Raw genomic sequence first — 20116 nt, 5'->3', positions numbered from 1 at the left:
ATTTGTCGTTGGCTCTGTAGCAGCTTGTAGGCGCAAGGCTTGGGCAGCTGCACAAAAGTGCTGCGATATTGCAGCATGTTTTGCATTTATGCAGCGATAGGCCGACGAAGCGGTCATGGGCAAGTCTGCTCCGGCTAAAAAACCCATGTGTATACGATCAAAGACCCCGGTAAACTCCGCAGCTTTTTCAAGGAGTCGATATGAGTCACTACCAGCCGGGCATCCTCGCCACCCCCGTTCCGCTGCAAGCCCGTCATCTGTTCTTCGCACTGGAGTCCATCGAAGCATTGCCGGCTGCGCTGGATAACCTGATGCAACTGGTAGACGGCAAATCCGCTGTAGTGGGCTTCGGTGAGTCCCTGGTAAAGGCGCTCCACGCCAGCGTCGATGGCCTGCGGGCATTCCCGGTGATGACCGGCGTCGGCGTCGATAACCCGTCGACCCAGCATGCCCTGTGGTGCTGGCTGCACGGCATCGACCGGGGCGAATTGCTCAATCGCAGCCACGCCATCGAAGCGGCATTGGCGCCGGCGCTGCGCCTGGTGCAGATGAATGAAACCTTTCGCCACCTGACCGGCCACGACCTGACAGGTTACGAGGACGGCACGGAAAACCCCCATGACGAAGCGGCTGTGGCGGCGGCGTTGCTGGGCGAGGGCGCCGAAGGCCTGGTCGGTGGCAGTTTTGCCGCGATCCAGCAGTGGCAGCACGACTTGAAAGGTTTTCGCGCGTTGCCGTCCCATGAGACGGACAACATCATGGGCCGCCGCCTGAGCGACAACGAAGAACTGGACGATGCGCCAATCTCCGCTCATGTCAAACGCACCGCCCAAGAGAGTTTCGCCCCGGAGGCGTTTGTAGTTCGCCGTTCAATGCCCTGGATTGAAGGCGACCGTGCCGGCCTGATGTTCCTGGCATTCGGCTTCTCCTTGGATGCATTTGAAGCCCAACTGCGCCGTATGAGTGGCCTGGAAGACGGCATCACCGATGGCCTGTACCGCATCAGCCGGCCGATTACTGGCGGCTACTACTGGTGCCCGCCGCTCAAAGATGGCCACCTCGACCTGCGCGCGTTGCGCATTGGCTGACACTCGTTGACGGCCATTGCCAGCTCGCTCCTGCAGTCAAAGTCGTGTCATGCCCGGGACGGATGGTGCTTGTCACCAAAACCGCAAAAGAGTACAAATGTACTCCATGACGACTTTGACTCCCCGCCGTACCGCCATCCTGACCTTCATCCGCGATCGAATCGCCGAGCATGGTCAGCCCCCAAGCCTCGCCGAGATCAGCGAGGCGTTTGGTTTCGCCTCGCGAAGTGTGGCGCGCAAGCACGTGCTGGCGCTCACCGAAGCCGGGTTCATCGAGGTCAACCCCCATCAGGCCCGGGGCATTCGTGTGCTCGGCCAGGCGGCGCGCCCGGAACTGCTGGACATCCCGGTGCTTGGCCGGGTGGCGGCGGGGGCACCCATCGGCGCCGATGCCGAGGTTGACCGGCGCTTGATGCTCGACCCGGCGATCTTTTCCCGGGTGCCGGACTACATGCTGCGGGTCCAGGGCGACTCGATGATCGAGGACGGCATTCTCGATGGCGACCTGGTGGGGGTGCATCGCAGCGCCGAAGCGCTGAATGGCCAGATCGTCGTGGCACGGCTCGATGGTGAGGTGACCATCAAGCGCTTCGAGCGGGTGGGCGAGACGGTCCGACTGTTGCCACGCAACCCCGCCTATCAACCAATCATCGTTGAAGCCGATCAGGACCTGGCCATCGAAGGGGTGTTCTGCGGCCTGGTGAGGCAAGGCTGATGGGTGCCGTCGTTGCGCTGGATACGCTGTTCAATGGTGGCCAGGTCTGGAAGGGTCGGCCTGCGCCCCCGACTGCCAGCCCGCAACCTACCGGGCACTCGGTGCTGGATGCCGCGCTGCCCACCGGTGGCTGGCCGGAAGCGGCACTGACTGAAATCCTCCTGGCCGGGCAGGGCGTGGGTGAATTGCAACTGGTGTGGCCGGCCTTGGCACGGTTGTCCGCAGCGGGGAAGCGGATTGTCCTGGTGGCGCCGCCCTTTGTTCCCTACCCACAAGCCTGGGAAAACGCCGGGATCGACCTGCGTCAGCTGTCGATCATCCGGGCCAGCGAACGCGATGCCCTGTGGGCAGCGGAGCAGTGCCTGCGTTCGGGCAGTTGCGGCGCGGTGCTGTGCTGGCCACATAAGGCGGATGACCGTGCATTGCGCCGCTTGCAAGTGGCAGCAGAAACCGGCTCGACCCTGGCGTTTGCCTATCGCTCGATCCAGGAGGCCATCAACCCTTCGCCAGCGGCCCTGCGCATCGCTATCGATGCGCGCCCCGCGCAACTGCGGGTGCTCAAGTGCCGAGGCGGGCTGGTCCGTTCCGCGCCAATCGCCTTTGCCGTGGGGCATTGAGGTTGCCATGCGTTGGGTATGCATTCTCTTCCCGCAACTGGCGCTGGACGCGGTCTTGCGTCAGCGCAGCGACCCGGACCAACCGCTGGCGCTGCTGACCGGCCCGGCCCAGCGCCGCGTGTTGCAGGCCGTCAACGCTTCTGCCCGGGCGCTGGGCTTGCGTCCGGGCCAGTCAATGACTGCCGCACAGGCCTTGAGCAAGGGATTTGTCACCGCGGAGTACGACACTGCCGAAATCGAGCACTGGCAGCAATTCCTGGCAGCCTGGGCCTATCGTTTCAGCTCCCAGGTCAGCGTGCATTACCCCCGTGCGCTGGTATTCGAAATCGAATCCAGCCTGGGACTGTTCGGACCCTGGCCACAGTTCGAAGCCCGCTTGCGCAACGAACTGGGGGAACTGGGTTTTCGCCATCGCATAGTCGCAGCCCCCAATCCGGTGGCCGCACGGGTATTGGCCAACCTGCATGACGGTCTGGTGGTCGCCGATGATGCCGCGTTGCAGCGCCACCTCGCGCAGTTGCCCATCGACCGCATTGCCCTGGAACCTGCGGTGGTCATAGCCTTGTCGCGCATGGGCCTGCGCACTCTGCACCAGGTGCAGGCGCTACCCCGTAACAGTCTGGCCCGGCGGTTCGAGGCTCGGGTGCTACTGCATCTGGACACCTTGTGCGGGACCCGGCCGCTGGCGCTGGCGTTCTATCTGCCAGCGGATCGTTTTGATGTGCGCATCGAGCTCAATTTTGATGTGCTGTCCCACCAGGCGTTGCTGTTTCCATTACGCCGCCTGACAGGCGATCTGGCGGCATTCCTGTGCGGGCGCGACAGTGGTGTGCAGCGTTTTGACCTGCACCTGGAACATGCCGGTTTGCCGGACAGCGTGATCAAGGTCGGCCTGCTCAGCGCCGAGCGCGATCCGGTGATGCTCTTCGAACTGGCCCGTGGGCGCCTGGAACAGGTGCAGGTGCAGGCCCCGGTGCGGGGTTTTCGCTTGCGAGCCGAAGACTTGCCCGCCTTTGTGCCCCAGCATCAGGAACTGTTCGACGACCGCCCGCAACAGTCCTTGCCCTGGGAGCAATTGCGCGAGCGCTTGCGGGCCCGGCTTGGGGATGATGCGGTTCACGGCTTGCGGTTTCAGGCCGACCATCGACCTGAATGTGCATGGCAGGCCGGGGCCGATAATCAGCTCGGTACCGGGCTGTGCGGTGTGCAACGTCCGGGGTGGCTGCTGACTGAGCCGCTGGCGGTGCAGGAAGGGTCGGCGCGCATTCTCATGGGGCCGGAGCGAATCGAGTCCGGCTGGTGGGATGGCGGTGATGTGCGACGCGACTACTACCTGATTGAAACCCGTTCCGGCCAGCAGGCCTGGGCCTATCGAGCAGTGGGTAATGGCGGTCCGTTGTGGCTGCAGGGCTGGTTTGCATGACCATCGGCTACGCCGAACTGCATTGCCTGTCGAACTTCAGCTTCCAGCGCGGCGCATCCAGTGCGCTTGAGCTGTTTGAGCGGGCAAAAAAGCAGGGCTACCAGGCGCTGGCCATTACCGATGAATGCACGCTGGCCGGCATCGTTCGTGCCTGGCAGGCGGCCAAGTCGCTGGGCATGCCGCTGATCATCGGCAGTGAAGTCCGCATCGAGAACGGCCCGAAACTGGTGCTGCTGGTGGAAAATCTCGAGGGTTATCAGCACCTGTGCCGGCTGATCACCCGGGCCCGGCGCAGGACGCAGAAAGGTCAGTACCAAGTGCTGCGCGAAGATTTCAGCGAGCCGTTGCCGGGTTTACTGGCGCTGTGGGTACCTGACGTTGTCGATGATGCGGGCAATGGTCACTGGCTCCGGCAGGTATTTCCTGGGCGCCTGTGGCTGGCGGTGCAGTTGCACTGCGGGCAGAATGACCGCCGTCTACTGGCCGATATGACGAGCCTGGCGGGTGAGCTGCGAATCCCGTTGGTGGCCAGCGGCGACGTGCACATGCATGTGCGAGGGCGACGCGCGCTGCAGGACACCATGACCGCCATCCGCCATCACGTGCCGGTGGCAGCTGCCGGTTTACGCCTGCACCCCAATGGCGAGCGGCACCTGCGCAGTCTTGATGCATTGGGCGAGCTCTACCCCCAGGCCTTGCTCGACGAAACAGTCAAGATCGCCCGGCGCTGCACCTTCGAGCTGAGCCAGTTGCGCTACCAATATCCATGTGAGCTTGTGCCAGAGGAGCACAGCGGAGTTTCGTGGCTTAGGGAACTCACCGAGCGCGGGATTCGTGAGCGTTGGCCCGAGGGTGCGAGTGACAAGGTTCGGCAACTGATCGACAAGGAACTGGGCCTGATCGCCGAGCTGGGTTATGAAAGCTATTTCCTCACCGTGCAGGACATCGTTGCGTTTGCCCGACGCGAGAAAATTCTCTGCCAGGGCCGGGGCTCGGCGGCCAACTCGGCGGTGTGTTTTGCCTTGGGCATCACCGAGATCGATCCGGCACGCATGAACATGTTGTTCGAGCGTTTCCTCTCCAAGGAACGTAACGAACCGCCGGATATCGACGTTGATTTCGAACACGAGCGTCGCGAAGAGGTTCTGCAATACGTGTTTCAGCGCTACGGTCGCACCCGTGCCGCCCTGACCGCCGTGGTCAGCACCTATCACGCTGCCGGGGCCGTGCGCGACGTGGCCAAGGCGCTGGGTTTACCGCCGGACCAAATCAACGCCCTGGCCGATTGTTGCGGCCACTGGAGTGATCAGACGCCGCCATTGGAGCGTCTGCGCGAAAGCGGATTCGACCCCGAGAGCCCGGTGTTGCGTCGGGTACTCAGCCTCACCGGGCAACTGATCGGCTTTCCCCGGCACCTGTCCCAGCACCCGGGCGGCTTTGTCATTTCCGAGCAGCCACTCGACACCCTGGTGCCGGTGGAGAACGCGGCCATGGCCGAGCGCACCATCATTCAATGGGACAAGGACGACCTGGATGCCGTCGGGCTGCTCAAGGTCGATATCCTGGCGCTGGGCATGCTCAGTGCCATTCGTCGTTGTTTTGACCTGTTGCGGCGCCACCGCAACCTCGACCTGAGCCTGGCTACGGTGCCGGCCGAAGACCCGCAGACCTACGAAATGATTGGTCGTGCGGATACGGTTGGGGTGTTCCAGATCGAGTCTCGGGCCCAGATGTCGATGTTGCCCAGGCTCAAGCCCAAAGTGTTCTATGACCTTGTGATTGAAGTGGCGATCGTGCGGCCCGGGCCTATCCAGGGGGGCATGGTGCATCCGTACCTGCGACGACGAAACAAGGAAGAACTGGAAACCTATCCGTCCGAGCAATTGCGCGAGGTGTTGAAGCGAACCCTTGGGGTGCCGTTGTTTCAGGAGCAGGTGATGCAGATCGCCATTGTTGCCGCTGACTACAGCCCGGGCGAGGCGGACCAGTTGCGCCGCTCCATGGCGGCCTGGAAACGTCACGGCGGGCTTGAACCGCACAAATTGCGCCTGGCTGCCGGGATGAAGAAAAACGGCTATACGGAGGCGTTCGCCGCACTGATCTTCGAGCAGATCAAGGGCTTTGGCAGCTACGGTTTCCCCGAATCCCACGCGGCCAGTTTTGCCTTGCTGACCTACGCCAGTTGCTGGTTGAAGTGCCACGAACCAGCGGCATTTGCCTGCGCGCTGATCAACAGCTGGCCCATGGGTTTCTACAGTCCCGACCAGATCCTGCAGGATGCGCGGCGCCACCATTTGCAGATTCGCCCGGTGGATGTTCGCGCCAGTGACTGGGACTGCAGCCTCGAACCCGTTGCCGGGGCGCAGCCGGCGATTCGTATGGGCTTGCGCATGATCAAGGGTTTTCGCGAGGACGATGCCCGACGCATCGAGGCGGCCCGGGCTCGTGGGGTCTTTGTCGACATCGCCGACCTCGGCGAACGGGCACGACTCGATGCCCGCGCCCAGGAGCTACTGGCCGATGCCGCAGCCCTGCGCGGGCTGGCAGGAGATCGCCATCGCGCACGCTGGGAAGTGGCAGGGGTGCAGAGGCAGCTGGGTTTGTTTGCCGGGTTGCCAACGCAGGAAGAGGAACCGGTGGCCTTGCCCAAGCCCACGGTTGGCGAGGACCTGCTGGCGGACTACACCAGTGTCGGCACCACCCTCGGCCCACATCCGCTGGCCTTGTTGCGCGGGGAACTGAAAGCACGGCGTTGTCGCAGCTCCAGGGAATTGCTGGAGGTCGAGCATGGACGGCCGGTCAGTGTCGCGGGCCTGGTCACCGGCCGCCAGCGACCGGGTACCGCCAGTGGTGTGACCTTCGTCACCCTGGAAGATGAGTTCGGTAACGTCAACGTGATCGTCTGGCGCGACCTGGCTGAGCGCCAGCGCAAAGTGCTGGTGGGCTCGCAGTTGCTCAAAGTTGATGGGCGCTGGGAGAGCCAGGGCGAGGTCCGGCACCTGATTGCCGGACGCATGAGTGACCTGAGTGAGCTATTGGACGGGATCAGTATCCGCAGTCGGGATTTCCACTGATGAATCCTCTCCCTGCCCCTCTATCTCCCTCTCCTGCACAGCTCCAATGCCTGGGGCCAAACCCGTTCGCCGGCCCCCGGCGCTTCCGTCCAGGCCTGCAGCGATCGCGTCGGCAAGTCGAAATAGTCCCGGGTGCGGGCATACCCGTGGCCGCCCATCCGGCCAATGGCATCCAGGCCCAGTTGATCGATGTACAGCGTTTTCAGGTCGATCAGTTCATCGCGGACATGGGCCATCAATACTTCACCAAAGATGATTTCCCGCGATTGCCCAATCGACAGCGCCATCATCCGCCGGCATTCCAGTGCCACCGGGGCTTCGCCGATTCGGGGGCATTTGACCAGGGTGCCGGGGATGGCCGTGAGGCCGGCAGCGGTCAGTTCATCGAACCCAGGGGCGAAGGGCACGGCACAGACGTTCATGGCCTCGACCAGGGCATCGCTGACGATATTGACGGTGAATTCCTGATTCAGTTGGATGTTGCGCGTGGTGTCCTTGGGGCTCTGGTCACCATAATTTTCCACGCCCAGGGCGAGGATCGGCGGGTCGGCGGACAATGCGTTGAAAAAGCTGAAGGGAGCGGCGTTGATTCGGCCCTCGCCATCGATCGTGGTGACCAGAGCAATAGGGCGGGGCACCACACTGCCGATCAATATCTTATATTTGTCCCGAGGGCTCATAGTGCTGAAGTCGAAGCTGTGCATGGGCAGAATTCTCTAAAGTAAGGGGTCGATGCCGCTTAAAGGCGCGGTTGCGCTGTAATCGTCGGCAAACGCAATGGCCGGTTTGAACAGGGTTTTCCAGTCCGGTTGGCCTGCGGCCCGTTCGGCGTGGCTGCGCATCAGTTTCTCGAATTGTCGTTGGGCCTGGCGTTGCAGGGCGGGGTAGTGGATGCCCTGGACCTGGCCGTCCTGCATTACACAGCGGCCATCGATATAGCTGGCTATGCAATCGTCTCCGCGCCCCGCCAGCACCAGGTTTTTCAGGGGGTCGAACAGCGGGCCCAAGTGCAGGCCGCGCAGGTTGAATATGCTGATGTCGGCCTTGGCCCCTGGAGCTAGGCGCCCCAGGTCGTCGCGCCCCAGTGCCTTGGCGCCGCCGAGGGTGGCGGCGTTGTACAGGTCCAGGGTGCTGGTCAGCGAGTTGCCGCCCTCCAGCAATCGGGCGATGTTCAAGCCCTGGCGCATATTTTCCAGCAAGTCTGCCGGCCAGGTATCGGTGCCCAGGGCGAAGTTGATGCCCAAGGCCCGGTAGCGCCCGAACGAGTTCAGCGCCTCGCCGTCACGAGCAAATACCACTGGGCAATGAACCAGGCTGGCACCGCCGTTCACCAGGCGCTGCAGGTCATCGGCACCTGAGGTGTAGATGCCGTGTGGCAGGAGGCTACGGGGTGTCAGCAGGTTCAGTTTCTCCAGCCAGGCCAGCGGGGAGCAGCCACGCAGTTGCTCGACCATTGCGACCTCGCCAAGCCCCTGGCAGCAGTGCAGGCGCACTGGCGCAGCAAGTTCGCGACTTAAAGCGGCGGTTTTTTGCAGCAATGCTGGCGTACAGGTTTGGATGCGATCCGGCAGCAAGGCGCCACGAACCAGACCCCCGTAAGTGCCGTCAAAGTCCTGGAAAAATAGTTCAGCCGCCGCCAGTCCAGCCAGCCCCTTGGCCTCATCAAAGTGATGCCCAAGGGTCCCGTCCGCACGCCAGTAACTCATCCCGCTCATGTAGCAAGGGCCGAGGTAAGTACGCAGGCCCAGTTCGCCGGCAACCTGGGTGACGGCGGCAAACTCGTCGTAGGTCTCGGCCCATTCGCGGTAGTACATCGAGGTGATCGGCATTGCCGTGGTGATGCCATTGCGGATCAGTTGGGTGAAAGCGTAGCGGTATTTGAATACCTCTTCCTCTGGACTGAAACTCTCCCGTGGGCCCCGCGCCAAGTACTCTTCGGACCACATGCGGCCCATGTCACGTTCGTCGCCGTTGTCCAGGGTCAAGACCGTGGAATCGAGGTCGCCCAGTGCATCCAGGTCGATGAACCCCGGACTGATCAGGGCATTACCATAGTCAATCCATTGTTCCACCGGGCCCGCATAACCGCGCCCGACAAACAGGATGTGCGAGCCTTCGAACACCACTTCGCCGTCGCGCCATAGCACGTGTTGTGTGCCGTCGAAGCCGACCACACAAGCGGCTTTGAGACCGATGATAGTTGCCGGGCGACTCACAGGCGACTGTCCAGCAAGCGTCCATTGCAGGCAATCAGCTGGCCGCGGCGATAAACCTGGCGCGGCGGACGCGTGACCACAGCTTCGCCGAGGGTCTGCACCGGCATCAATAGGAAGTCTGCCGGCCCGCCGATTTGCAGGCCATAATTCTCGACGCCCAATGCCCGGGCTCCATTGACGGTCGCGGCGTCGAAGGCGGCTGCCAGTTCATCGTCCTTGTTGAGGTCGAAACGAAAGGCCAGGAGCATCGCCCGCTCCAGCATGTCGCCGTTGCCCATGGGCGACCAGGCATCGCGGATGCCGTCCGAACCGAGACACAAGTTGACCCCAGCCTGGCGCAACGCGAGAAATGGTGGCACTGCGCAGTCGGCGGGGGCCGAACTCATCAGCGAAATGCCGAGCGCCGCCAGACGCTCGGCCACGGATTTGACCTGGCTCCAGGGCAACATGCCGAGACAGTAGGCATGACTGATCATCACCTGCCCCTGACGTGCGAAGCGCTCGGTGTAGTCGGCAATCAGGGCGATCTGCCACAGGCCCAGTTCGCCCTTATCATGCAGGTGTATGTCCACGCCACGGTCGAATTCGCTGGCGAGCTTGAATACGCAGTCAAGCTGTGCGAGCGGATCATTATCGATGCCACAGGGGTCAAGGCCGCCGACGTTTTCCACGCCCAGGGTCATAGCTTCGCGCATCAGTTCGGCAGTGCCGGGGCGGCTGATCAGACCGGTTTGCGGGAACACCACCAGTTGCAGGTCGATCAGATCGCGGTAGCGTTCGCGCAGTTGCTGCATGGCTTCGACATGGCGCAGGCCGAACTCCGGGTCGATGTCGACGTGACAGCGCATGGTCAGCGAGCCGCGGGCGATGCAGTTTTCCAGAAGCGCGCCGGCCCGTTGGCCAATGGGCGAGTCGACTTCACGCAGCACGCGTCGCTCGTTGGCGATGTAGTCCTTGAGGGTCGCCCCGGCGCTGTTCGGGCGCCAGGGCTGGCCCCAGAGGGTTTTGTCCAGGTGCACATGGCTTTCCACCAGGGCCGGGGTGAGCAGTTGGTGTTGACCGTCGATGTCAGTGGCGCTGAGCGCTGCGTTTGTGGCCGGGCGGCGTTGCTTGAACAGGCCGTCTTCGATCAGCAGGTCTTCGGCGGTGGTGCCGCAGGGGCGCACGTTGCGTAGCCAGCGGGGGTGGGTCATTGCATACCTCAAAATCTTTGTTGGATGGGAGGGCCTCTTCGCGAGCAAGCCCGCTCCCACAGGGATCACAACACTTGTGTGGGAGCGGGCTTGCTCGCGAAGAGCGCGACGCGGTCCCGGGCCAGGCTCAACCCTTGAGCTTCGCCCAGATCCGGTCCTGCAGTTCCCGCGCCTTGTTGCTGCACTCTTTCTCCGGGCGCAGGCGCGAGGCGAATTCGTCTGGCATGTTGATCGCGTCCATAACCCTCCACTTGGCGTCCAGCAGTTTGTCGCTCTGGATTCCGTTGGCATAGGCAATGGCATTGGACACCGCCGCTGCGTTTTCCGGCTTCATCATCCAGTCGATGAAAATCTTCGCGTTACCGGGATGTGGCGCACTTTTCGGCACGGCGAAGTTGTCCTGGAACATCGCCAGGCCTTCGCGCGGGTAGACGTACTTGATGGTGTTTTTCTGCAGGGTGGCGCGGGCGGTTGAGCCGTTCCAGTTCTGCATCATGATCACTTCACCGGAGGCCATGCGGTCCACGGTGTTATCCGAGCTGTACATTTTCAGGAATGGCTTCTGTTTGCGCAGTAGTTCCAGGATGCGCTTGGCGTCCTGAGGGTTTTCACTGCACTCGTCGACATTCAGGTAATGGCTGGCGGCATTGATCACACTGCTGGAGGTGTCGAGTGCCGCCAGTTGGCCTTGTAGTTCCTTGCGCGGCTCGAAAAACTCTTTCCACGAATCGTCTAGCTTGCCGCCGGGCACACGGGCGCTGTCATAGGAGAAGCCGGTGGTCCCCCACAGGTAAGGCGCCGAGAACTTGCGGCCAGGGTCGAATGTGGGGTCGCGAAATGCCGGCTTCACGTACTGGAAGTTGGGCAGGGCAGCGGCGTCGATTTGCAGCAGCAAGTCCTGCTTGATCAGGGTTTGCATGATCGACTGCGAAGGCACGATCACATCGTATGCAGCGCCACCGGCCTGCAATTTGGCGAGCAGGGTTTCGTTGCTGTCGTAGCCGTCCGTGGTGACCTTGATGCCGGTCTCTTTCTCGAATTTGGCCAGCAGGTCGACCGGGTAATAATCGGTCCAGTTGTAGAAAAACAGCTCCTTGGGCTCGGCAGCTTGCGCGGAAAAAACCGTCAGGCAACCGAGTGCCAGACCGGCGACGCCGTAACGCAGGTTTTTCATTTTCATGACAGAACGCTCCAGGCTCATTGGTTTTTGCCGCGCTGTCCCAGCCAGAAGGCCAGCACCACCAGCACGATTGAAATCACCAGCATCAGGGTCGAAATCGCATTGATCTCTGGCGTCACGCCGGCCTTGATTGCCGAGAAGATGTACACCGGCAGGGTCGTGGAACCCGGGCCGGCAACGAAGAAGGTCATGATGAAATCATCCAGGCTGACGACAAAGGCCAGTACCGAACCGGACAGCACAGCAGGCCAAAGCAGCGGCAGGGTGACCCGGCGAAACACCTGCCATGGGTTGGCGTACAGATCGTTGGCCGCCTCCAGCAGGCTTTTGTCCAGATCATTGAGGCGCGCGCGGATCGGCAGGTAAGCGAAAGGGATGCAAAAGCCGATGTGTGCGACGATCACGGTGAGCAACCCAAGCTTGATGCCCAGCGCCATGAACAGCAGTAGCGTGGCGACAGCCGTGACGATTTCCGGCAGGATCAGCGGCAGGTTGATCCCACCCTCGACCATTTTCTGTCCATAGAACGGCCGGTAGGTCGCCAACGCCGCGAGCAAGGCGATCGCCGTGGCGCAGACCGTGGCGATGCTGGCGACGATGATCGAGTTCAAAGCGGCGGTCTGGATCGACGGGTTCGCCAGGATCCGTCCGTACCAGGCGAAGGAGAACTCGGTCCATACCGTCGCCGAGCGGTTGGCATTGAAGCTATAGGCGATCAAGACCAGGATCGGCAGGTAGAGATAGGCCAGGATCAACAGGCTGACTTCTCGGGTCAGCGGCAGTTTCTTCAGGTGCAGGGCGATCATAGGGTGGCTCCCCGACGCAGGGTCTTGGCCGCATTGCGGCTATACAGGGCGTACAGCACCAGGGACAGCAGCAGAATCCCCAGTAACAGGAACGACAACGAGCTACCCAGCGGCCAGTTGCGAGCGGTGCCGAACTGTTGCTGGATCAGGTTGCCGATCATTAACGTTTTGCCCCCGCCGAGAATCGCCGGGGTGATGAAGGCGCCCAGGCTCGGTACGAACACCAGCAGCGCGCCGGCGATCACCCCAGGCATCGAGAGCGGCAGGATGATTCGCTTTAGTGCGTGCCAGCGATTGGCGCCGAGGTCGTACGCGGCTTCTACCAGGCGCCAGTCAAGTTTCTCCAGGGTCGAGTAGATCGGCAGGATCATGAACGGCAGGAAGCTGTAGACCAGGCCGACGCTGACGGCAAAGTCGTTGTACAGCAGGGTGATGCCACCGGCCTGGGGCAACAGCGCGTTAAGACTTTGCGCGACCCAACCGTGCTCGCGCAGAATGATCAGCCAGGCGTAGTTGCGGATCAGCAGGTTGGTCCAGAATGGAATGGTTATCAGCAGTACCATGAGGTTACGCCGGCCCGGGGTCAGGCTGGACATCCACAGCGCCACCGGAAAGCCGAACAGGAAACACAACACCGTGGTGCCACCCGCCTGGAACACCGAGCGCAACAGTGCCTGCGCGTAGACCCAGTTGAGCTCCAGTTCACCGTCGAAACCTTCCTGGTAAAACAGCTGCACATAGCTTTGCAATTGCCAGTCGGCCTGCCAGTCGACACCGCCGTAGACGTTGCGCGGCAAGAGACTGATGTAGCCCATGATGCCCAGGGGAATGGCGATCAGGGCCAGCAATGTAAGGACCACCGGGCTCAACAGCAGCGCACGGTTCAAGGCGGGGGAATAACTGCTGACGCTCATCTCAGGCCTCCATCAACAGGCAGGCGTGGGGCGGGAGGTTGACGGCGACCCGGTCACCTACGGCCCGGCCGCGGTTCAGACCTTCGTTGTTCTCGCGCAGCATGACCTTGATTTCATTGTTCAGGCGGCACTGGTAAAGCGTGGCGGTGCCCACGTACAGAACGGCTTCGATCACGCCCCGCAGGTGATGGGGTTGCGTGGGATCGACCAGTTGCGAACGCTCCGGGCGAAACGCCAGCTGCACTTTCGCGCTGTCCAGTCCCTGTGCCTGGCAGGGAATTTCCACCGGCATGCCGTTGGGCACGAAGAGATTTTCGTTGTTCTGGCCGCGCTTGAGGTGGCCGGGAAGGAAGTTGATGTCGCCAATGAACTGCGCGACGAACTGATGCTGGGGACGCTCGTAGATGTCGTTGGGGGAGCCGATCTGCAGGATCTTGCCCGCCGACATCACGGCGATACGATCGGACAGCGTCAGGGCTTCTTCCTGATCGTGGGTGACGAAAATAAAGGTAATGCCGGCTTCTTTCTGCACTCGCTTGAGTTCGACCTGCATTTCCTTGCGCAACTTGAGGTCGAGGGCCGACAGCGGCTCGTCCAGCAACAGGACCTTGGGCTTGGGGGCCAGCGCCCGGGCCAGCGCCACGCGCTGTTGTTGCCCGCCGGACAATTCGGCGGGTTTGCGCTGGGCCAGGTGCTGCATCTGCACCAGCGCGAGCATTTCTTCGACGCGCCGGGCGGTCTGCTTGCGATCAAGACCCTGCATCTCGAGGCCGAAGGCGATATTCTGCGCGACAGTCATGTGTGGAAACAGCGCGTAGCTCTGAAACACCGTATTGACCCGGCGCTTGAAGGGCGGCAAGCCATTGACTGGTTCACCCCCGAGGCGGATCTCGCCATTGCTGACGTGCTCGAAACCGGCGATGGTGCGAAGCAGGGTGGTTTTGCCGCAGCCGGAGGGCCCCAGCAAGGTAAAGAATTCGTTGTCGGCGATGTCGACTGACACGTTGTCCAGGGCTGGAGCCAACCCCGGATCGTCAGAGTACCGCTTGGAGACGTTACGCACTTCGATAGCGACTGGCTGATCCATAATGGTGCAATCCCCTAATTATTGTATGCAATATCTGGATGCAATCTACAAATAACCGGATTAATCTGCGGGTGCAACCCCCTTTTTTCGTTGGCCAGTCATTGCCAGGGGTCGGTTGTGCGGCACAAAGGAGTATTCAGATGAGCGAAAAGAGACTTGAGACAACCGTGCATCGCGTCTACCAAGGGGTTTACGAGGCGATCAGCAAGCGTTCGTTACGTCCTGGGATGAAGCTTGGCGAGGCATCACTGGCCGAGCTTTTTAATGTCAGCCGCACGTCGGTGCGCGCGGCGCTCAAGCAGCTGGAAGCCGACGGGCTGGTGACCACCGAGCCCAATAAAGGGGCATCGGTGTCATTGCCCAGTGATGAAGAGATTCGTTCGCTGTTTGAAACCCGTCGCCTGATCGAGATCGGCATCGTCAGTGAACTGTGCCGCCGGCGCGATTCGGCAGTGGCCCAGGACCTGCGCGAACACCTGCTGCTGGAGGATGAAGCGCACCGCAACGGCGACCACGAGCGGTTGATACATCTGCTGGGTGAGTTCCACATCAAGCTGGCGCGCAGCCTGAACAACCCGGTGTTGCTCGACTGGTTCCAGAAGCTTATTTCCCGAGCTTCGCTGTACGCGGCGGCACTGGACGACGACAGTCACGAGGCCTGCCGAGATAACGAGCACCTGCGGCTGATCGAGTACATCGAGGCTGGTAACCAGGGCGCGGCGATCGAATTGACCTGCATGCATCTAAACGGCATAGAAAAGGCCATCCTCGACGTCGCCGCCACGCTGAAAACTGGCTACCATCCGCTAAAGCATCTGATTGAAGTGTGATGCCCTCGCCACAGGTGAATTAGATACAGGTGATGAGTTGTTGCGCGAAACGAATCAGCCGTAGTTAATGAAACCATTGGCGCCTCGTGTGCTCGAAGCAAGCAGGTGTCATTTCAGGGGCTTAAGAGTCAGTCGATGCAGTTTCTAGACGCAAGCCACGGGTGTGCTGGCTGGAACGGTGAGATGGCCGGACGCATTCGTGCATTCGACTGGAGCCTGACCGAGCTTGGGCCTGTCCAGCATTGGCAGAAAAGTCTGTGCAGCACAGTGCAGTTGATGCTTGCGTCGCCTTTGCCGATGGTCATGCTCTGGGGGCGGACCGGGTATATGATCTACAACGACGCCTACTCGAAATTCGCCGGTGGACGCCATCCTTATCTGCTGGGCTCTCCGGTGGAACTGGGTTGGCCAGAAGTCGCCGAATTCAACCGGCATGTGATGGACACTTGCCTGGGCGGTGGTACCTTGTCCTATCACAACAAAGAACTGGTGCTGTTGCGCAACGGGCTCCCCGAAGATGTCTGGCTCGATCTTTATTACAGCCCGGTTGCCGATGACGAGGGGCGCCCTGCAGGCGTCATGGCGATGGTGGTCGATACCACTGACCATGTCATTTCCGAGCGCCGGCGTCGGGCGGCCGAAGATGCCTATCGCGCCGATAACGAGCGGGTACGCCTGGCACTGAATGCCGGGGCCTTGCTAGGCTCGTTCGTTTGGGATCTCAAGGCCGACGTTCTCTCCGGTGACGAGCGATTCGCCCGGACATTATCCTTCCCGCCAGGATCCGATCTGTCCAACCTGCCCAGTACCATCGCCGAATCGCAGGTTCACCCCGAGGACCTGGACTGGGTCCGTGAGCAGGTGGATCAGGCGCAGAAAACCGGTGCACCCTTTAACGCCGAATACCGCGTGTTGCGTCCTGACGGCAGTTATCTGTGGGTGCTGGCCAGCGGGTGCTGCGAGTTCGATGAACGTGGCGAACCGTTGCGCTTTCCCGGGGTGTTGATTGACATCCATGTGCGCAAGACGGCTGAAGAGTCACTGCTGAAGTTCACCCGAAACCTGGAGCAGCGCGTCGCCGAAGAAGTCGGTGCGCGACTGCAAGCCGAAGAGCAACTGCGTCAGTCGCAGAAGCTCGAAGCCATCGGCGGCCTCACCGGAGGCGTGGCCCACGATTTCAATAACCTGCTGCAAGTGATCGCCGGCAACTTGCACCTGCTGGCGCGGCATGAACCGGACAATGCCAACGTGCAGCGTCGGGTCAAGGCCTCGATCGCGGCGGTCGAGCGAGGAGCCAAGCTGTCCTCGCAACTTCTCGCGTTTGCCCGACGCCAGCCACTTTCACCGGCGGTCTGCAACCCTCGGCAAATCTTCGAAGGCCTGGCAGAGTTACTGCAGCGAGCGCTGGGCGAAACCCTGCAGATTGATGTGCGGGTTCCGCAAGAGTCCTGGCATATCAACGTTGACCGTAACCAGTTGGAAAACGCCATCCTCAACCTGGCAATCAATGCCCGGGACGCCATGCAGGGTGAGGGCACGGTTGTGCTCAGCGCCGAGAACGTTGCACTGGAGCGCCAGTTCTGTGCGGGCAAGGGCATCGTTGCCGGCGATTATGTGCGCGTTGCGGTCGTTGACTCCGGTGTTGGCATGTCGCCTCAGGTGCTCGCGCAGGCGTTTGAACCCTTTTTCACCACCAAGGCCGATGGGCAGGGCACCGGGTTGGGCCTGAGCATGGTGTTCGGCTTTGTCAAGCAGAGCGGCGGGCATATCGAGATGCTCAGCACCGAAGGCCAGGGCACCCGGGTCAAGCTGTATTTCCCGCGCTGCCTGCTTGCGCTGCCTGCCGAGTCAACGGTGCATGACGCGCAGCATCAGGGAGGCCACGAAACGGTCCTGGTGGTTGAGGATAACGAGGCGGTGCGCGCCGCTGCCGTAGAACTGCTGCACGAGGAAGGCTACAAGGTGCTTACCGCTGCCAACGGCGACATCGCCATGCAGATGTTGCTGGAGGGCATTGCGGTGGATCTGATTTTCACTGACGTGGTCATGCCCGGGCTGATCAAGAGCTCGGACCTGGCCGCCTGGGCCAAGGTACAAAAACCGCCGGTAGCGGTGCTATTCACGTCGGGTCATACCCGCGACATCATTTCGCGCAATCACCAACTCAGTCCTGATACTCATTTGCTGAGTAAACCTTATGGGCCGGAGGCGCTGACGCGCATGGTTCGCAATGTCCTTAGCGGTTGAAGTGAATTATCGGGTTTTGCACGGAACCAATTGATCTTTGTAAACCTGAGATTAAGTATCCTCATTTCAATCAAGGCAGCCTATGAATTCCGATCCAACCTCCGGCATGGTCAGGGTGCGCGGTGCCCGGGAACACAATCTCAAGAACGTCGATGTCGATATCCCTCGGGATGCGTTGGTGGTGTTCACCGGAGTTTCCGGTTCGGGTAAGTCATCCCTGGCGTTTTCCACTCTCTACGCCGAAGCGCAACGGCGTTATTTCGAATCCGTGGCGCCTTATGCGCGGCGTCTGATCGACCAGGTCGGGGTGCCCGACGTCGACTCCATCGATGGCTTGCCGCCCGCCGTGGCGCTGCAGCAACAGCGCGGCACGCCGAGCACGCGTTCGTCGGTGGGCAGTGTGACTACTTTGTCGAGCCTGATCCGTATGCTGTACTCCCGGGCCGGCAGCTACCCGCCCGGGCAACCGATGCTGTATGCCGAGGATTTTTCGCCGAACACACCCCAAGGCGCCTGCCCGGAATGTCATGGCCTCGGCCGGGTCTATGAAGTCACCGAAGCGCTGATGGTTCCGGACCCGAGTCTGAGCATCCGCCAGCGCGCTGTCGCTTCCTGGCCCATGGCTTGGCAGGGGCAAAACCTGCGCGATATCCTGGTCACGCTAGGGTACGACGTCGACAAGCCCTGGCGCGAGCTGCCGAAGAAGCAGCGTGACTGGATCCTCTTCACCGAGGAAACGCCGACGGTGCCGGTGTACGCCGGGCTCACTCCCGAAGAAACCAGGGTCGCCCTCAAGCGCAAGATGGAACCGAGTTATCAGGGCACTTTCTCCGGCGCCCGACGCTACATCCTGCACACCTACACCCATTCCCAGAGCGCGCTGATGAAGAAGCGTGTTGCGCAGTTCATGCTTGGCAGTCCATGCCCGGAGTGCGACGGTAAACGACTCAAGCGCGAAGCGTTGTCGGTGAAGTTCGCTGGTTATGACATCGGTGAATTATCGCAGATGCCTTTACTGCAGTTTGCCGAGGTGTTGAAACCGGTGGCGGCGCAGAGCTACCTGAAGCTGGCCGAGGAGCCTGGCGAAGTCTTCACGCAGCGGCAAACCCTGGACGCGCGCGCCCAGCGGGTGGCTCATGGGGCGAGCGCGCACGCCAATGCTCCGGATGTGCGGCATACGCCTAACCTGTCGGTGGAAAAACGTCTGGCGGCGCAGCGCATCGCCCAGGACTTGCTGGAGCGGGTGAGTGCCTTGACTGACCTGGGCCTGGGGTACCTGGCACTGGAGCGCAGCACGCCGACCTTGTCGTCCGGCGAGTTGCAACGCTTGCGCCTGGCGACCCAGTTGGGTTCGCAACTATTCGGCGTGATTTACGTGCTTGACGAGCCCTCGGCGGGTCTGCACCCGGCGGATGGCGAGGCGCTGTTCGATGCCCTGCAACGGCTGAAGGCCTCAGGCAATACCCTGTTTGTAGTCGAGCACGACCTGGAGACCATGCGCCGTGCCGACTGGCTGATCGACGTCGGCCCGGCAGCCGGCGAGCATGGCGGGCGCATCCTGTACAGCGGGCCACCGGCCGGCCTGGCGGAGGTTAAGGAATCGCAAACCCGGGACTACCTGTTCGCCGAACAAGTGAGTCAAGCGCGAACCAGCCGTAAGCCAGCCGCTTGGCTGCGCCTGGAAGGCATCACGCGTAATAACCTGGACAACCTCAGTGTGGAATTTCCGCTGGGGTGCTTCACTTCGGTCACCGGCGTTTCGGGTTCGGGTAAATCGAGCCTGGTCAGCCAGGCATTACTGGAGCTCGTGGGGGCGCACCTGGGGCGCCCGGTGGCTGACAGCAACGCCGAGGAAATGAGCCTGGAGGATGACGCACCGCAGGTCAGTGGCGGCCAGGTGACTGCAGGATTGGGGTCGATCAAGCGCCTGGTACAGGTCGACCAGAAACCGATTGGCCGTACACCTCGCTCGAACCTGGCAACCTACACGGGCCTGTTTGACAGTGTGCGCAAGCTGTATGCCGCCACTGCCGAGGCGCGGGCGCGAGGCTACGATGCCGGGCAGTTTTCCTTTAACGTCGCCAAAGGCCGCTGTCCGACCTGTGAAGGCGAAGGTTTTGTCAGCGTCGAGTTGCTGTTCATGCCCAGTGTGTATGCGCCATGCCCGACCTGCCACGGTGCGCGCTACAACCCCGAGACGCTGGCTATCGTCTGGCAAGGCATGAACATCGCCCAAGTGTTGCAGCTGACGGTGGATGACGCCGTCAAGGTGTTTGCCGAACAGGCAGGTATCCATCGTTCACTGGAGGTGTTACGTGACATCGGTCTGGGGTATTTGCGCCTCGGTCAGCCAGCCACAGAGCTGTCGGGCGGCGAAGCCCAGCGCATCAAACTGGCCACTGAACTGCAACGCAACCAGCGGGGGGCCACCCTGTATGTGCTCGACGAACCTACCACCGGATTGCACCCGCGGGATGTCGATCGATTGATGGCGCAGCTCAATACCCTGGTGGAGGCTGGGCATACGGTGATTGTGGTCGAGCACGAGATGCGGGTGGTGGCGCAGAGTGACTGGGTGATCGATATCGGGCCTGGGGCAGGGGATCAGGGTGGGAAAGTGGTAGTGGCAGGGGCGCCGCTGAAGGTTGCCAGGAGCAAGAGGAGCAAGACGGCACCGTTTCTGGCCCGTACGCTTAACCTCCTGTAGGCGCGAGCTTGCTCGCGAT

15 protein-coding genes are annotated in these 20116 nt (G+C 61.7%); 8 read left to right on the top strand and 7 right to left on the bottom strand.

The window, feature by feature from the left end; translation table 11 throughout:
• The first annotated feature begins 200 nt into the window (after nt 1-200).
• The 5 genes from L9059_RS10220 to L9059_RS10200 all read left to right on the top strand — a co-directional run bounded on the left by L9059_RS10220 (nt 201) and on the right by L9059_RS10200 (nt 6917).
• Nucleotides 201-1088 carry a Dyp-type peroxidase gene (locus tag L9059_RS10220; RefSeq protein WP_247290535.1) on the top strand — a complete coding sequence of 296 codons (888 nt, stop codon included), beginning with the start codon at nt 201-203 and terminating at the stop codon, nt 1086-1088.
• 97 nt (nt 1089-1185) lie between these two features.
• Nucleotides 1186-1803 (top strand): transcriptional repressor LexA, encoded by a 618-nt coding sequence (lexA, locus tag L9059_RS10215; protein ID WP_247290532.1) that lies wholly within the window; start codon nt 1186-1188, stop codon nt 1801-1803.
• Entirely contained in the window at nt 1803-2420 is a 618-nt protein-coding gene (gene imuA / locus L9059_RS10210; RefSeq protein ID WP_247290530.1) for a translesion DNA synthesis-associated protein ImuA, read from the top strand. Before lexA ends, imuA begins: the two co-directional genes overlap by 1 nt.
• Before the next feature lie 7 nt (nt 2421-2427).
• Nucleotides 2428-3843 (top strand): Y-family DNA polymerase, encoded by a 1416-nt coding sequence (locus tag L9059_RS10205; protein WP_247290528.1) that lies wholly within the window; start codon nt 2428-2430, stop codon nt 3841-3843.
• Nucleotides 3819-6917, top strand: coding sequence for an error-prone DNA polymerase (locus L9059_RS10200; protein ID WP_247290526.1), 3099 nt, complete (start codon nt 3819-3821; stop codon nt 6915-6917). Before L9059_RS10205 ends, L9059_RS10200 begins: the two co-directional genes overlap by 25 nt.
• 20 nt (nt 6918-6937) lie before the next feature.
• On the opposite strand, the gene L9059_RS10195 is transcribed toward L9059_RS10200, so the two are convergent.
• From L9059_RS10195 to L9059_RS10165, 7 genes are all read right to left on the bottom strand, one after another.
• Nucleotides 6938-7621 (bottom strand): flavin reductase family protein, encoded by a 684-nt coding sequence (locus L9059_RS10195; RefSeq protein WP_247290523.1) that lies wholly within the window; start codon nt 7619-7621, stop codon nt 6938-6940.
• 12 nt (nt 7622-7633) lie between these two features.
• Nucleotides 7634-9133, bottom strand: a complete 1500-nt coding sequence (locus L9059_RS10190; RefSeq protein ID WP_247290521.1) for an amidohydrolase family protein — start codon at nt 9131-9133, stop codon at nt 7634-7636.
• Nucleotides 9130-10326 (bottom strand): amidohydrolase family protein, encoded by a 1197-nt coding sequence (locus L9059_RS10185; protein WP_247290519.1) that lies wholly within the window; start codon nt 10324-10326, stop codon nt 9130-9132. Before L9059_RS10185 ends, L9059_RS10190 begins: the two co-directional genes overlap by 4 nt.
• A gap of 127 nt (nt 10327-10453) precedes the next feature.
• Nucleotides 10454-11506, bottom strand: a complete 1053-nt coding sequence (locus L9059_RS10180; protein WP_247290517.1) for an extracellular solute-binding protein — start codon at nt 11504-11506, stop codon at nt 10454-10456.
• 17 nt (nt 11507-11523) lie between these two features.
• Nucleotides 11524-12312 (bottom strand): ABC transporter permease, encoded by a 789-nt coding sequence (locus tag L9059_RS10175; protein ID WP_201119683.1) that lies wholly within the window; start codon nt 12310-12312, stop codon nt 11524-11526.
• Nucleotides 12309-13226 (bottom strand): ABC transporter permease, encoded by a 918-nt coding sequence (locus L9059_RS10170; protein WP_247290515.1) that lies wholly within the window; start codon nt 13224-13226, stop codon nt 12309-12311. Before L9059_RS10170 ends, L9059_RS10175 begins: the two co-directional genes overlap by 4 nt.
• Before the next feature lies 1 nt (nt 13227).
• Nucleotides 13228-14313: an ABC transporter ATP-binding protein gene (locus L9059_RS10165; protein ID WP_247290513.1), complete on the bottom strand. Its 1086-nt coding sequence runs from the start codon at nt 14311-14313 to the stop codon at nt 13228-13230.
• 140 nt (nt 14314-14453) lie between these two features.
• On the opposite strand from L9059_RS10165, the gene L9059_RS10160 reads away from it, so the two are divergent.
• From L9059_RS10160 to L9059_RS10150, 3 genes are all read left to right on the top strand, one after another.
• Nucleotides 14454-15143, top strand: a complete 690-nt coding sequence (locus tag L9059_RS10160; RefSeq protein WP_247290511.1) for a GntR family transcriptional regulator — start codon at nt 14454-14456, stop codon at nt 15141-15143.
• Nucleotides 15144-15278: 135 nt separating this feature from the next.
• The gene (locus tag L9059_RS10155; protein ID WP_247290509.1) at nt 15279-17390 is read left to right on the top strand and encodes a hybrid sensor histidine kinase/response regulator; all 2112 of its coding nucleotides are present in this window, start codon (nt 15279-15281) and stop codon (nt 17388-17390) included.
• Between the two features lie 82 nt (nt 17391-17472).
• Nucleotides 17473-20097, top strand: a complete 2625-nt coding sequence (locus L9059_RS10150) for an excinuclease ABC subunit UvrA (protein ID WP_247290507.1) — start codon at nt 17473-17475, stop codon at nt 20095-20097.
• Nucleotides 20098-20116 lie beyond the last annotated feature (19 nt).

The sequence above is a fragment of the Pseudomonas violetae genome, assembly GCF_023072615.1.
Classification (GTDB): domain Bacteria; phylum Pseudomonadota; class Gammaproteobacteria; order Pseudomonadales; family Pseudomonadaceae; genus Aquipseudomonas; species Aquipseudomonas violetae.
This window is presented reverse-complemented; position numbering and strand designations above follow the sequence as displayed.